Genomic DNA, 14,405 nt, shown 5'->3' with positions numbered 1-14,405 from the left:
GGAGCGGGGTACATGATCATTGGGATGCTGGCTGTGCTGTTCGCCCTCAGCATCCTGACCCCCTTCCTGTACCACCGGTTCGGCCGGCGCACCTTCTTCTTCCTCGCCGCAGTCCTGGCGGTGGCGATGGTCGCGATCCTCAGCTACGTGCCCGCGGTGCTGGAGGCCGATCAGGCGGCCGGCATCGGGGAGCCCAACGCGCCACCGGCCGAGGTGATCGAGTGGATCCCGCAGTTCGGCGTGGAGCTCGCGTTCCGTATCGACGCCCTGGCGCTGGCCATGTCGGTGCTGATCCTCGGCGTCGGCGCCTGGTGATGCTCTACTGTGCGCGCTATTTCTCCGCCTCCGAGCGCGCCGCAGGTCCCTTCGCCGCGGAGCTCTTCGCCTTCGCCGCCTCGATGCTGGGCCTGGTGCTCGCCGATGACCTGGTGATGCTCTTCGTGTTCTGGGAGCTCACCACGATCCTGTCCTTCCTGCTGATCGGCTTCTCCGCGCACCGGATCTACGCCCGCCGCTCCGCGATCCAGGCGCTGCTGGTGACCACCTTCGGCGGCCTGGCGATGCTGGTGGGCCTGCTCTGGCTCGGCCAGCTCGCCGGCAGCTACCGGCTCTCCGAGATCCTCGCCGCCGCCCCGGAACTGGTCTCGGACCCGGCCACGGCGACCGCCGTGGACATCGCGGCGGTGTTGGTCCTGCTCGGTGCCCTCTCGAAATCCGCGCTGGTCCCGTTCCACTTCTGGCTTCCGGCCGCGATGGCCGCGCCGACCCCGGTCTCGGCCTATCTGCACGCCGCCGCGATGGTCAAGGCCGGGGTCTACCTGGTGGCCCGGTTCGCTCCGGGCTTCCACGAGACCAGCTTCTGGCTGCCGCTGGTGCTCGGGCTCGGGCTGCTGACCATGCTGGTCGGCGCCTGGCGGGCGCTGCGCCAGACCGATATCAAGCTGGTGCTCGCCTACGGCACGGTCTCCCAGCTGGGCTTCCTGATCATGGTCAACGGGCTGGGCACCGAGGACGCGGCGCTCGCCGGCCTGACGATGTTGCTGGCCCACGGGCTGTTCAAGGCGGCGCTGTTCATGGTCGTCGGGATCATCGACCACCAGTCCGGCACCCGTGACCTGCGCAAGCTCTCCGGGCTGGCGCGCACCCAGCGTCCGCTGTTCATCGTCGCGCTGATCAGCACCGCCTCGATGGCCGGACTGCCACCGCTCTTCGGCTTCGTGGCCAAGGAGGTCGTCTTCGAGTCCTTCTTCGGCTACGCCGAGGCCAGCGGTGAAGGTTCACTGCTGATCTGGGGCTGGCTGGTGCTGGCTGGCGTGGTGCTGGGCTCCGCGCTCACCGTGGCCTACTCTGCCCGGTTCCTCTGGGGTGCCTTCGCCACCAAGCGGGAGGCCTCCGGGACCGCGGTGGCGCCGATCGTGTTCAAGGGCCCGGTGCCTCGGGTCTTCCTGGCCGCACCCATGATCTTGGCGACGATCACGGTGGGGCTGGCGCTGTTCCCCCAGCCGGTTCAGGCGCTGGTGGAACCCTGGGCCACCTTGTTCGCCCCGGTGGTTCCCGAGGTCGAACCGACCTATCTCGCGCTCTGGCACGGGTTGACCCCGGTGCTCGGGCTCTCCGCGCTGACCTGGGTGCTCGGCTACCTGCTCTTCCGAGCCCGGGAGCCCTTCGCTCGCGTGCAGGCCAAGGTGCCACCGGTGCTCGACGCCGAGCGCGGCTACCGGGCCTCGGTCCGCGGGGTCGACATGCTCTCCTCCTGGGTCACCGCGCGGACCCAGCGCGGCGCGCTGGGCTGGTACCTGTTCATCATCCTCGCCGTGGCGACCGTGGTCCCGCTGAGCGTGGTGATCTTCGGCGCCCCCGGAGGCGCCGGGGTGACCGACCGGTGGATGGTGGACTCCTTCATCATCGCCGAACAGCCGCTGCAGGTGGTGCTGGCCCTGATCATCCTGGCCGGCGCCTCCGGTGCGATCTGGGCGCCCAAGCGCTTCATGGCGGTGCTGATGGTCTCACTCTGCGGCTGGGGCATCGCCGGGATCTTCGCGCTGCAGGGCGCCCCCGACCTCGCGCTGACCCTGCTGCTGGTGGAGTCCATCGTGTTGGTGGTCTTCGTCCTGGCGCTGCGCAGCCTCCCGGCGGGGATCTGGACCCAGAGCCCCACCCGATTCAAGTTCGGCCGCGCGGCCCTGGGCATCGGCTTCGGCGTGGTCATGATGGCCGTCGCGGCGATGTCCATGAACTCCCGCTCCGCCGTCCCGGTGTCCATGGAGTATCCATGGATGGCCTATGAGGTCGGTCAGGGCGCGAACATCGTCAACGTCACCCTGGTGGATATCCGGGTCTGGGACACCTTTGGAGAGATCACCGTGCTCGCGGCCGCAGCCACCGGCATCGCCTCACTGATCTTCGTGAAGCGCCGCGACGTGCAGCGCCGAGAGCTGCACGAGGTCCCCAGCGGCACCGTGGGACGGGTGCTATCGGACAAGGCGCTCTCCCCGCGGCAGGTCCGCGAGATCCAGGTCGCCAGGTCATTCGCCACAGTGGCCCGCGAGGCCTGGCTGGTGGCCGGGCGCACCGTCGCTCCGGAGCACCGCAGCATCGTCTTCGAGGTGATCACCCGGCTGATGTTCCACGGCATCATCATGATCTCGCTCTACCTGCTGCTTGCCGGACACAACCTGCCGGGCGGCGGCTTCGCCGGCGGGCTGCTGGCGGGACTTGCCTTCGTGCTGCGCTACCTGGCGGGCGGGCGCTACGAGCTCGAGGCTGCGATCCCGTTCTCCGCCGGCGCCCTGATGGGATGGGGCCTGGCCATCGCCTGCTTCACCGGGCTGGCCCCGATGATCGCCGGCGGGCAGGCCTTCCAGTCCTTCGACTTCTACCTCACCCTGCCGATCTTCGGTGAGCACCACTTCGTCTCCGCGATCCTCTTCGACGTCGGGGTCTACCTGGTGGTCATCGGCCTGATCGTGGACATCCTGCGCAGCCTCGGCTCGGAGATCGACGTGCGCAGCGAACGTGAGGGCCAGCGCGCTTCCACCACCGCCCACGGCATCCACGGTGAGACCTCCGCGGGGGTGGCACGATGACCGTGAACCTGACCCTGCTGGTCCTCATGGGTACGCTCTTCGCCATCGGCATCTACCTGCTGCTGGAGCGTTCGCTGACCCGGGTGCTGCTCGGCATCATCCTGATCTCCAACGGCGTGAACCTGCTGCTGCTGCACACCGCAGGACGCGCCGGCCTCGCCCCGATCTACGATCCCGACATCGGCGCCCAGGAATACCTCGACCCATTGCCGCAGGCGCTGCTGCTCACCGCCATCGTGATCGCCTTCGCACTGGTCAGCTTCATGCTGGCGCTGATCTACCGCTCCTGGGTGCTCGCCCGGCAGGACGAGCTCGCCGATGATGAGGAAGACCGCCGGGTCGCCTCCTACGCGAAGGTCCACGACACCGAGGAGGACGCCGAGCTGGCCACCGAGACCACCGAGTTCGCCGATGACACCGACTCTTCGGGTCCTCAGCTGCTGAACCCGCGCCGCGGCTCAGACGCCGAGGACGTGGCCGGAGCGGTGGAGGAGACGCATCCGGATCATCGCGATGTCACCATCGGAGCCGGGCGTGCCGACGGACCGCCCCACCGGGAGGTCTCCGATGCCGACCCCACCGAGGATCCCGAGGATGGCCCAGACCCGAGTGAAGGAGGCCAGCGCCGATGAACGCCGAGCTGCTCAACTTCACCCCGCTGGCCGTGCTGATCCCGTTCTTCGGGGCCGGCTTCGCTTTCGCGTTCTACCGCAACAAGTCAGCCCAGCGGGCGATCACCATCGGTGCACTCGTGCTCACCGTGATCCTCGAGGTCACGCTGCTCAGCCAGGTCTGGGACGGTGGCGCCCACGCGATCCACCTCGGGGGCTGGCCGGCACCGTTCGGGATCGTGATGGTGATCGACCGGTTCTCGGCGCTGATGCTGCTGGTCTCCTCGATCATCACCCTGTGCGTGCTGCTCTACGCGGTGGGCCAGGGTGCGGCCGAAGAGAAGGACGATTCCGGTCCGGTCTCAATCTTCTATCCCACCTACCTGATCCTGGTCGCCGGGGTCTCCAACGCCTTCCTCGCCGGGGACCTGTTCAACCTCTACGTGGGCTTCGAGATCTTCCTGACCGCCTCCTATGTGCTGCTGACCCTGGGCGGGGGAGAGTCCCGGATCCGGGCGGGCGTCACCTACGTGGTGGTCTCGATCGTCTCCTCGATGCTCTTCCTGATCACGATCGGGATGATCTACGCCGCCACGGGCACGGTGAACCTGGCCGATCTCGCGCTGCGCCTCGCAGATCTTGATCCCAGCACCCAGCTGACCCTGCACGTGATGCTGCTGGTGGCCTTCGGGATCAAGGCGGCGGTCTTCCCGCTGGCCTTCTGGCTGCCGGACTCCTACCCCACGGCGCCGGCGCCGGTCACCGCGGTGTTCGCAGGGCTGCTCACCAAGGTCGGGATCTACGCGATGATCCGCACCGAGACGCTGCTCTTTCCGGGGGAGCGGATCAACACCGCGCTGATGATCGTCGCGGCGCTGACCATGATCGTGGGCATCCTCGGCGCGCTGGCGCAGGCGGACATCAAGCGGATGCTCTCCTTCACCCTGATCAGCCACATCGGCTACCTGGTCTTCGGCCTCGCGCTGAGCTCGATCATCGGCATGGCCGCCACCATCTACTACGTGGCCCACCACATCACCATCCAGACCACCCTGTTCCTGGTCACCGGACTCATCGAACGCAGGTCCGGGACCTCGAACGTGCTGCGCCTGGGCGGTCTGGCGAAGATCTCCCCGGTGCTGGGACTGCTGTTCTTCATCCCCGCGATGAACCTCGCCGGGATTCCGCCGTTCTCCGGATTCGTCGGCAAGCTGGGCATGATGCAGGGCGGCATCGCGGAGAACACCTGGATCACCTGGACCCTGGTGATCGCCTCGGTGCTGACCTCGCTGTTGACCCTGATGGCAGTGGCACGGATCTGGACCCGTGGCTTCTGGCGCAAGCCCGAGGACGCCGATGAGACTCCCGAGCGGCAGCTGATGTCCAAGACCCTGGCCCACTCGCGTGCGGCCAACAAGCGCTACCTGCCGATGTCCATGGTGGCTCCCACCGCGGCGCTGGTCGCGATGTCTCTGGCGTTCAGCGTCTTCGCCGGCCCGCTGATGGACTTCTCCCGGGCCGCCGCGCAGGACATGTACGAGCGCACCCCCTACCTGGAGGCGGTCTTCGGGCCCGAGCGCACCGAGGCGTCCGCGATGAGCTCGAGGAGTTCGCGGCCACCTTCCTGATCGACTATGAGCTCGACGACGACGGCGCGGCCGAGCATGCTCCGGTGGAGACCTCGCTGCAGCCCGACGACGAGGACGCCGAGGTCCTCCCGGAGATCACGGACGGGGATGATCGATGATGAAGAGGCCCAAGACTCCGCTGAAGCTGGAGCTGCCGCTGATCGCCTTCCTGGGCTTCTTCTGGATGGCCATCTGGCAGGACTTCACGCTGGGCACGTTCATCATCGGCGCGGTCTACGCCACAATCATCGTGCGGGTGTTCTATCTGCCGCCGCTGCGCGGCAGCGGACGGCTCAACCCGCTGTGGGGGCTCGTCTTCGCGCTGCGCTTCCTGGTCAAGATGGTCGCCGCCTCCTTCCAGGTCTCCTGGATCGCCGTCGTGGTCGGTCCGAAGGTGCGCAACTCGATCATCTCGATCCAGCTGCGCAGCCATGACGACCTGATCGTCACGCTCACCGGGCATGCGCTCGCGCTCGTGCCGGGCTCCCTGGTCCTCGACGTGGACCGGACGACGGCGACGCTGTACCTCCACACGCTGGACGTCGACTCCGATGACGACGCCGAGAAGATCCGCCAGGATGCGCTGAAGACCGAGGCGCTGATCATCATGACCTGCGGCAACCGCTCCGATGTCGCAGTGGTCAGGGCCGAGAAGCGCCTGGGCCGGATGTCAGGCTTCTCCAAGACCGAGCGCGATGCGCCGTTCACACACCGTGGAGACGGTCCCAGCGAAGCAGCACGGGACGCCGAACGCGCAGCCGGTCGCGTCGATGAAGGCGCCGGCTCGGCCGATTCCGCGGAGCGGGTCACGATCGAGGAGGTGGAGCACTGATGCTGGACATCGCCGTGCAGATCACCCAGGTGCTGCTCGCCGTCGGCGCCATCGGCAGCGTCTACCGGATCTATAAGGGCCCCTCGGTGCTGGACCGGGTGATCAGCCTCGACGTGATGCTGATCATCGTGGCCTCGATGATGATCGTGGAGATGGTGGTCAACGATCACCAGGACTTCATCATGTTCGTGGTGATCACGGCCGTGATCGGGTTCCTCGGCGCCGTGGCCATCGCCCGCTACGTGGTCGTGCGCTCTCCTGAAGAGGTCGCGGGCGAGACCTCGGAGCAAGACCCCTACCCGGGGCCACCGGTGGCCCCGGCGATCCCCCGCGCAGGCTCGGAGAGCGAGCCTGAGGCCCCGCAGGACCCCGTGAGCACCCCGAGGATGCCAGGACTGGAGGTGGAGGAGGGAGAGGACGAGTCCACCTCCTGGTTCTCCGCCCTGGCCCGCTCCGGGTTCACCCCGCGCCGGAATGAGGATCAAACCAAGGGGGCCGCTCCCGCGCCGAGCGCAGGCCCCGAGGCTGACGCCGAGGGTGCGCCTGGTCCGTCCAGACAGCAGGAGGGCCGTGATGATTGAATCTCTCGACGCAGATCTGATCCTCGACGCCGTGGCCTCGGTGCTCCTGGTGATCGGCGGTCTGATGTCCCTGGCCGCCGGCGTCGGCCTGGTCCGGCTGCCCGATCTGCACTCGCGGATGCATGCCGCGACCAAGCCCCAGGTGCTGGGTCTGCTCTCGCTGCTGCTGGCCGCGGCGATCACCTGGCGGTCCTGGGAATGGGTGGCCATCGTGCTGCTCGCCTGGGGCCTGCAGCTGCTCACCGCCCCGGTCAGCGCCCACGTGGTCGGGCGCTCTGGCTACCGGACCAAGCACATGCGCCGCGATCTGCTGACCCACGATGAGCTCGCCAGCGCGGTGGAGCGGATCAGCCGGGACATCCCGCCCTCCCGGGGCTGAGCCGCCAGGTGCTCCCGCGGGGCTGAGCAGCCCGGGGCCCTCCCGGGGCTGAGCCGCCCGTTGCTCCCGCTTTTCCGGGCAGCCGGGGCTGCCGTCGATCAGGTCCAGACGAAGTTCCAGGTCCCGCTCAGGACCGCCGCGGTCACCGCCAGCGCCCCGATCAGGCGCCGCCCAGGATCACCGGCAGGTCTGCCGCGCTGAACCGGGCGGGGCGCGCCCAGCTGCGCGGACCTGCGCCGAACCCACGCGACTCCATGGTCACCGCGAGTCGGGTGGCCATCCGGATCGCCTGGACCAGCAGGCCGAACGCCTGCGAGGCCGTGCCGCGCATCCGCGCCACGACTCCGCCATGCGTGCCCACCCCGCGGGCCCGGCGGGCCTGCCCGATGGTTCTCCAATGCTCCGCCAGCAGACCCAGCAGCCGCATCGCCGCCAGCGCCCCGAGCACGAACCGCGCCGGCAGCCGCAGCTGCTGGGCCAGAGAGTCCGCCAGGTCGGTCGGATCCGTGGTGGAGAACACGATCACCGAGGGCAGCACGATCGCAAACGCCCGGGCGCCCAGCGCGAGCCCCAGCGTGATCGAGCCTTCGCTGATCGTGGTGAATCCCAGGTCCAGGAGCACCCGCCCGGACTCTTCGGCCGCGATCGCGGTGCCCCAGGCGGCCAGCACGGCGCCCGCCGCAAAGGGCCAGATCCGCCGCAGGAAGCCCGCCGGACGGATCCCGGCCAAGGGCAGCAGCGCCAGGGCGGCCAGGATGACGACGCCGGAGCTCACTACATCGATGGTCATCACCAGCGCCGCAGTGATCAGGAAGACCGCGATCAGCTTGGCCAGCGCATTGCGCCGACCCAGCCATGAGAGCGACCGCACGGCGGCGAAGAGCTCCCCGCCCGGCGCCTCGGGCTGCTTCCCGGCCTTTGACGCCCCGGGCTGCTCACCGGTCCCCGGCGCGGCCCGGCCGGTGGCCCCGATCTGGAGCTCCTCGGCCTGGAGCCCGCGCAGGAAGTCCGCGTCGTGGGTGACCGCGAGCACCGTGCCACCGGAGTCCAGATGCTCGCGCAGCAGCGAGATCAGCTCCGCGAAGGTACGCGCATCCTGGCCGAAGGTGGGCTCATCGAGCATCAGCACCTGCGGCCCGGCCGAGAGCACCGTGCCCACCGAGAGGCGGCGCTTCTCCCCGCCCGAGAGCGTGAACGGGTTGGCCTCGGCCAGCTCGGAGAGTCCCAGCCGCTGCAGCAGCCCGGTGACCCGGTCCTGGACCTGCTCTTCGGTGAACAACGGATCAGCGGTGCCGGGAACCTTCGCCTGCTGCGCCCCCAGGGCCAGCTCCTCGCGCACCGTGCTGCGCACGAACTGGTGCTCCGGCTCCTGGAACACCACGCCGATCCGGGCGACCAGGTCTGCGGAGCGCCACTCATGCGGGTCCGCGGCCAGCCCCGCGCCGGCCGCACCACCCTTGAGCTCCGCCGTCGCGGCGAGGCTCCCGGCGTGGGCGGGCAGCAGTCCCGCCAGGGTCAGCAGCAGCGTGGACTTCCCCGCACCGGTTGGCAGCCGGTGATGCCCAGGGTCTGGCCGCGGCGGATCACCAGATCGAGATCCGTGAGCGTCGGCGCGCCGGGCGTGGGCGCTTCGCCAGCCAGCCTTGGGGGAGTGGCGGCCGACGGCGAGGCCCTCGGCCAGCAGCAGCGGCTCGCCCGGCGCCGGCCCAGGCATCCCGCCCCATGCAGACTTCACATCCCGCGCAGGTTCATCCGGCAGCACGGCCTTACCCGGCAGCACGGCCTCACCCGGCCAAGCCGGCAGCTCCTGCAGCGGGTCGCGACCGGGGACCCAGAGTCCCATCGCGCCCAGCTCCTCGCGGAGCGCGGGATCGGTGAAGATCTCCGCCGCGGGGCTGCGTCTGCGGATGCCGCCCCCGGTCTCGAGCACGAGCAGCGTGTCCATCTGCTCCGCCCAGACCTCAAGGCGATGCTCCACCAGGATGATGGTGGCGCCGGTGGCCTCGGCCGCGGCGAGCACCGCGTCGCGGACCTGCCACACGCCTTCGGGGTCCAGGTTCGCGGTGGGTTCATCCAGCAGCAGCAGTCCTGGGCGCATCGCGAGGATCCCGGCGAGGGCCAGCCGCTGCTTCTGTCCTCCCGAGAGCTTTGCGCTCGGATGGTCCAGGCCGAAGCCCTCCAGCCCCACCTCGGTGAGTGCCGCCCGCACCCGTTGCCAGATCTGCTCCCGGGGCACCGCGAGGTTCTCGGCCGCGAAGGCCACGTCGTCGCCGATCCGAGAGAGCACCACCTGAGATTCCGGGTCCTGCTGCATCAGCCCGGCCCGGCCGCGGGTCTGGTCGGGAGCGACGCCGTCGAGCAGCAGCTGCCCGTGGACCTCGGCCTCGTCGTCGTGGAGCACCGCGGCCAGCGCGTGGAGCAGGGTGGACTTCCCCGCCCCGGAGGTCCGGCCAGCAGCACCTTCTCCCCGGCAGCGATCTTCAGGTCCAGGCCCGCGACGGCGGGACGTTCCCGCTCGGCATGGGTCCAGGACCATCCCCGCGCGATGACGGCCACTCCGCCTCCGGGTCGCGTCTGGGTCGACTCACCCCGCGAGAGCCCGGCCTCGCCTGGAGCGTCATCCGCACGCTGACCCGCCGGATCACCCATGTGAGCGGCCGAGACCCAGTCGAGGCTCTCGATGGGCCCGCCGCGAGGCCAGCGGTCCCAGCACCGAGGCCGCCGCGAGCCCGCGGGTGGCGAGCCAGGGGAGCACCCCGGCGATGATCGCCCCGGAGAACGCGAAGCAGGCGATGTGGATGATCGTCTCCGTGGGGGCGTAGGCGTACATCGGCACGATCCAGTGATAGGTGATCCCGCCGGTGAGCCCGGAGGCGGCACCGGCCAGCATCGCGAACTCCAGCGAGAACCGGCGGTAGGCCACCGCCAGGAAGATCAGCTCGGCCCCGAGTCCCTGCATGAAGCCGGAGGAGAGCACGGTGAGCCCCCACTGCGAACCCAGCAGGGCGGACACCGCCGCGGCGACCATCTCGCAATAGATCGCGGCGCCGGGCTTGCGGATGACCAGTGCGCCCAGGACGGCTGGGAAGAGCCACATCCCGTGCACCAGGGTCTCCACCGGAGGGTAGAGGACGAAGAGGTTCCCGACCAGGTGGTAGCTGAGGTTCCAGCCCCAGAAGATGACCCCGGAGGCGACCGCAAGCACCGAGGCGACCACGATGTCGGACACCGACCAGCGCCATGACCGGGCGGGGAAGTGTGTGCCTGTGCCGCGGCCTGCGGGGGCCGCGCGATTGTTGCTGCTCATGATGCTTCTCCCCATGAAGGTGAGTGCGGACCAAGAGCACGCAGGAGGGAGGCTCGAGCCGCAGCTCAAACATCCGAGTGAAGATGCTCGACTTCCTTCGCAGGTCCTAACCTGATCAGGTGCGAGGGTCTGGGCCTTCAGCCCACTCTCAGCGTCCTGCCGGCAGGATACTGGCTGATCAGCCAGATCTCCTGTCGAGGGGCGCTCCCCTGTCGTGTCTCAAATGACGTGCACTACAGTAGCACCAGGACACTGAACCACCCCTGACCACATCTGAGGAGAAAACTGTGGACAAGCTTCTGGACAAGGGCATGGCTCTTGGCATCTCACTGGCCGGCGGCTTCGTCGCCACGAGGATCTTCGACTTCGTGTGGAAGAAGACCACCGGCGACGACGCCCCTCGTGTGGCCAACGACGAGATGACCCTCAAGCGCGCCCTGGCCTTCTCCATCGGCTCTGCCGTCGTCTCCGCCGCCGTGCAGGTGCTCTCACAGCGGGGCGCAAGCTCCACGGTGAAGAAGCTCCGCAGCAAGCTGGAGATCGCGCAGAGGTCTGATCGATGCGCATTGCTGCCGCTCAGATCACCACCGGCCCGGACCCCGATGCCAACCTGGAGCTGATCCGGGAATACACCGCGCGTGCCGCGCAGGCCGGGGCGCGGGTCGTGGTCTTCCCCGAGGCCGCCCAGCGCGCCTTCGGGCACCCGTTGCCGCCCGTGGCCGAACCGGTCACCGGCGCCTGGGCCGAGGCCGTCCGTGGCCTGGCGCGGGAGTTCCAGATCGTGATCGTCGCCGGGATGTTCACCCCCGGGGTTCCCAGCGCTGACGGTCGACCCCGCGTGGTCAACACGCTGATCGCCGTGGGCCCCGCCGGCGCCGGCGGGGGCCGCGGAGATCGACGTCGCCTACGACAAGATCCACCTCTATGACGCCTTCGGCTTCAAGGAGTCCGACGGCGTCCAGCCCGGCCGAAGCCCGGCGCATTTCGTCCTCGACGACATCACCTTCGGGCTGGCCACCTGCTACGACATCCGCTTCCCCAACCTGTTCACCGCCCATGCCCGATCTGGCGCGCAGGTGACCCTGGTGCCGGCCTCCTGGGGTGCGGGGGAGGGGAAGCTGGAGCAGTGGCGGCTGCTCGCCCAGGCCAGGGCGCTGGACTCCACGCAGTACATCCTGGCCTGCGGCCAGGCGGATCCCACCGCCGCCGGAGTGGAGGCGGTGCAGGGAGCGCCCACCGGGATCGGGCATTCGATGATCGTGTCCCCGCTGGGCGTCCCGCTCAGCGAGGCCGGCAGTGCGCCCGAGCTGCTGATCGCCGAGCTGGACCCCGAACTGGTCAGCCGGACCCGGGAGCTGGTCCCGGTGCTGCGCAACGCCCGCCAGCTCTAGCGCCCAGGGCGCGCAGCTCAGTCCAGCGGGTGGTTGACCGGCAGGTCCTGGTCGAGGAAGCTGTTCAGCGCCGCGGTGAGCTCCGGGTTCACGGCGAGCTCATGCTCATCGATCCGGTTCACCGGAGCAGCCAGTCGCACCGAGGACAGCAGCCACAGATGGTCCGCCGCATAGAGGTCCTCCGGGGTCAGCGGCCCGTAGCCGAGCTTCCAGCCGGCCCGCTCGGCCGCGGTGAAGATCGCTCCCTGGGTGGTGCCCGGCAGGATGCCGGTCTCCAGCACCGGGGTGATCAGCGTCGGCGGCTCACCCTCGGCGCCCGCCTTCGCGATCAGCACCGTGGAGGTCGGGCCCTCGAGCACCTGGCCGTCGGAGGTGGTGAAGATGACGTCGTCGTAACCGCCAGCGTCGGCGTGGCGCAACGCCGCCATGTTCACCGCGTAGCTCAGGGTCTTGGCGCCGAGCACCAGCCAGGGCGCCCGTTCGGCGGCGGTGGAGTCGTAGCCGCGGTCGAGCAGCGTCACAGCCAGCGGCTTGCCGCGGTTGGACCGCATGCTCTCAGCCACCGGAGTCAGCATCAGCCAGTAGGTGCCGGCGAAGGCTGGATCCTCGGAGGCCGGTTCGCCCTCCACGCCTCGGGTGGCCACGAGCTTGACCGCGAGCTCCTCGGGCACCCCGCCCCGGGCGCGGTACTCCTCGAGGCCCAGCCCTATGGCGGCCTCCCAGGAGTCCGCCGGGGGGATGCCGATGTCAAGGATGCCGGCGGAGCGGCGCAGTCGGGCCAGGTGTGCGTCGAGCTTTCGCGGCGTGCCGTTCACGGCGAACATCGTCTCGAATATCCCGTCCCCGCGAATGGCACCGAGGTCGGTGATCCGCAGCTGGGGCTGGTGCGGGTCAAAGACCGCACCGGTGGGGTGTTCGGCGTCGATCCGTACGGCGACGGCGGCCACAGAGTCATCACGAAAGTGCTCAGCCATGGCTACAGCCTAGCCCCTGAGTGGGCCGCCAGCGGTGATCGGCAGGGGCAGACCCAGTAGGCTGTCTCAGAACACCTTGGAGGGTATGCGTTGCTGTGGCCATTTAGCGGGTTGGGACTGGACTCCCTGCCGCAGGGGATCCTCCTGGGCATCCTTGTGTTCGAGATCGGCGTCCGGGTGGCCGTGATCGGCATCATCCCCTCCAATCGCCGCCCCAACACGGCGATGGCCTGGCTGCTGGCGATCTTCTTCATCCCGGCGATCGGGCTGCCGCTGTTCCTGCTCTTCGGTCGCAGCAAGCTCTCCTCCCGTCGGCAGGAGCGTCAGCGACGGATGAATGCCGCGCTGCTGCAGGCCACCAGTCAGATGGAGCTCTCGGACCAGCTGCGTGAGCATGAGCAGCTCAGCGCCACCGTGGTGCTCAACCGCAATCTCGGCGCCTTCCCCATCCAGGAGGGGAACCAGCTCACGCTGATCACGGACTATAAGGCGTCCTTCACCTGGCTCGTCGATCAGATCGATGAGGCCCGGGAGTACGTCCATGTGCTCTTCTACATCGTCGGGGACGACCGCGAGTACGCCGGCCCGGTGTTAGACGCCATGGAGCGCGCGGCCGAGCGCGGGGTCAAGGTGCGTTTCCTCTACGACCATCTCGGCACGGCACGGGTCAAGGGCTACCGTCGGCTCAAGCGCAGGCTGCGCGGTTCCAAGATCGAATGGCACCGGGTGCTTCCGATTCGTCCGCTGCGCCGGCGCTTCTCCCGGCTGGATCTGCGCAACCACCGCAAGATCGTGGTGATCGACGGCATCACCGCGCTCACCGGCTCCACGAACCTGATCGAACCGCACTACCAGCGACCCGCCGCCGTCCGCATGGGCCGGCGTTGGGTCGAGCTCAACGTTGTGCTCACCGGCCCCGCGGTGACCGGCCTCGACATCGTCTTCGCCTCCGACTGGTACGCCGAGACCAACGAGAACCTCGGTGAGAAGCTGCTGGTGGACCTGGAGGCCGATGAGGCCGCCTCAGGCGGCTCGCTGGTCCAGGTGGTCCCCTCGGGTCCGGGGTTCCCGGATGAGAACAACCTGCGGCTCTTCAACGACCTGATCTACCAGGCCACGGACCGGATCATCATCTCCACGCCGTACCTGGTCCCCGACGATTCGTTGCTCTATGCGCTCACCAATGCGGCGCACCGTGATGTCGAGGTCCTCGTGCTGGTCTCGAAGAAGGCCGATCAGTTCACCGTCCAGCACGCCCAGCAGTCCTATTACCAGATCCTGCTCGAGGCCGGGGTGCGCATCTTCCGCTACCCGGATCCCGACGTGCTGCACGCGAAGTTCATGATCATCGATGACCACGTCGCGGTCCTGGGGTCCTCAAACATGGACATGCGCTCGTTCTCGCTGAACCTGGAGGTCACGCTGATGATCGTCGACGTGGAGAAGGTCGCCGAGATCGAGGAGGTCTTCACGCGCTATCTCCTGCTCTCCACCGAGCTTGACCTTCAGGAGTGGTCGCGCAGGCCTTGGCACGTGCGCTACCTGGACAACACCTTCCGGCTCACCTCCGGGCTGCAGTAGAGCCCCGGATAGACGAGCATATATACTCTTTGCCC

General features: G+C 68.8%; 12 protein-coding genes, 1 pseudogene and 1 riboswitch. Of the genes and pseudogenes, 10 read left to right on the top strand and 3 right to left on the bottom strand.

All coding sequences use genetic code 11. The features are described 5' to 3' along the window. The first annotated feature begins 12 nt into the window (after positions 1 to 12). From BG28_RS04635 to mnhG, 6 genes and pseudogenes are all read left to right on the top strand, one after another. A pseudogene (locus BG28_RS04635) lies at positions 13 to 3,086 on the top strand (Na+/H+ antiporter subunit A). Continuing rightward, complete coding sequence (locus tag BG28_RS04630; RefSeq protein WP_036474541.1) at positions 3,083 to 3,718, top strand: Na(+)/H(+) antiporter subunit C; 636 nt, start codon at positions 3,083 to 3,085, stop codon at positions 3,716 to 3,718. The pseudogene BG28_RS04635 and the gene BG28_RS04630 overlap by 4 nt, the downstream one beginning before the upstream one ends. Then, positions 3,715 to 5,325 carry a Na+/H+ antiporter subunit D gene (locus tag BG28_RS04625; protein WP_051500983.1) on the top strand — a complete coding sequence of 537 codons (1,611 nt, stop codon included), beginning with the start codon at positions 3,715 to 3,717 and terminating at the stop codon, positions 5,323 to 5,325. The genes BG28_RS04630 and BG28_RS04625 overlap by 4 nt, the downstream gene beginning before the upstream one ends. A gap of 115 nt (positions 5,326 to 5,440) precedes the next feature. Continuing rightward, positions 5,441 to 6,157, top strand: a complete 717-nt coding sequence (locus BG28_RS04620) for a Na+/H+ antiporter subunit E (RefSeq protein WP_235180966.1) — start codon at positions 5,441 to 5,443, stop codon at positions 6,155 to 6,157. After that, positions 6,157 to 6,738, top strand: coding sequence for a monovalent cation/H+ antiporter complex subunit F (locus BG28_RS15780; RefSeq protein WP_084479438.1), 582 nt, complete (start codon positions 6,157 to 6,159; stop codon positions 6,736 to 6,738). Before BG28_RS04620 ends, BG28_RS15780 begins: the two co-directional genes overlap by 1 nt. Beyond that, on the top strand, positions 6,731 to 7,117 hold the full coding sequence (gene mnhG / locus BG28_RS04610; protein ID WP_036474540.1) for a monovalent cation/H(+) antiporter subunit G: 387 nt from the start codon (positions 6,731 to 6,733) through the stop codon (positions 7,115 to 7,117). The genes BG28_RS15780 and mnhG overlap by 8 nt, the downstream gene beginning before the upstream one ends. Positions 7,118 to 7,277: 160 nt before the next feature. Here mnhG and BG28_RS04605 read toward each other — a convergent pair whose 3' ends face one another. After that, a complete protein-coding gene (locus BG28_RS04605; RefSeq protein ID WP_235180965.1) occupies positions 7,278 to 9,653 on the bottom strand; it encodes an ATP-binding cassette domain-containing protein in 2,376 nt (791 codons plus the stop codon). Positions 9,654 to 9,758: 105 nt separating this feature from the next. Further along, positions 9,759 to 10,424: an ECF transporter S component gene (locus BG28_RS04600; protein ID WP_036474539.1), complete on the bottom strand. Its 666-nt coding sequence runs from the start codon at positions 10,422 to 10,424 to the stop codon at positions 9,759 to 9,761. A 75-nt stretch (positions 10,425 to 10,499) separates the two neighbouring features. Continuing rightward, positions 10,500 to 10,645, bottom strand: a riboswitch (TPP riboswitch). A 66-nt stretch (positions 10,646 to 10,711) separates the two neighbouring features. On the opposite strand from BG28_RS04600, the gene BG28_RS14225 reads away from it, so the two are divergent. The 3 genes from BG28_RS14225 to BG28_RS16710 are packed head-to-tail and all read left to right on the top strand — an operon-like array spanning position 10,712 to position 11,815. Continuing rightward, positions 10,712 to 11,044, top strand: a complete 333-nt coding sequence (locus tag BG28_RS14225) for a DUF4235 domain-containing protein (protein WP_051500980.1) — start codon at positions 10,712 to 10,714, stop codon at positions 11,042 to 11,044. Next, the gene (locus BG28_RS16715; protein ID WP_369797185.1) at positions 10,984 to 11,352 is read left to right on the top strand and encodes a nitrilase-related carbon-nitrogen hydrolase; all 369 of its coding nucleotides are present in this window, start codon (positions 10,984 to 10,986) and stop codon (positions 11,350 to 11,352) included. The genes BG28_RS14225 and BG28_RS16715 overlap by 61 nt, the downstream gene beginning before the upstream one ends. After that, positions 11,318 to 11,815 carry a nitrilase-related carbon-nitrogen hydrolase gene (locus BG28_RS16710; protein ID WP_369797193.1) on the top strand — a complete coding sequence of 166 codons (498 nt, stop codon included), beginning with the start codon at positions 11,318 to 11,320 and terminating at the stop codon, positions 11,813 to 11,815. Before BG28_RS16715 ends, BG28_RS16710 begins: the two co-directional genes overlap by 35 nt. A gap of 17 nt (positions 11,816 to 11,832) precedes the next feature. On the opposite strand, the gene BG28_RS04585 is transcribed toward BG28_RS16710, so the two are convergent. Then, entirely contained in the window at positions 11,833 to 12,789 is a 957-nt protein-coding gene (locus tag BG28_RS04585) for an aminodeoxychorismate lyase (RefSeq protein WP_036474538.1), read from the bottom strand. Between the two features lie 90 nt (positions 12,790 to 12,879). Between BG28_RS04585 and cls the strand changes: the two genes are divergently transcribed. Then, on the top strand, positions 12,880 to 14,370 hold the full coding sequence (gene cls, locus BG28_RS04580; protein ID WP_133725599.1) for a cardiolipin synthase: 1,491 nt from the start codon (positions 12,880 to 12,882) through the stop codon (positions 14,368 to 14,370). Positions 14,371 to 14,405 lie beyond the last annotated feature (35 nt).

It is taken from the genome of Nesterenkonia sp. AN1 (assembly GCF_000582475.1).
Lineage (GTDB): Bacteria > Actinomycetota > Actinomycetes > Actinomycetales > Micrococcaceae > Nesterenkonia > Nesterenkonia aurantiaca.
This window is presented reverse-complemented; position numbering and strand designations above follow the sequence as displayed.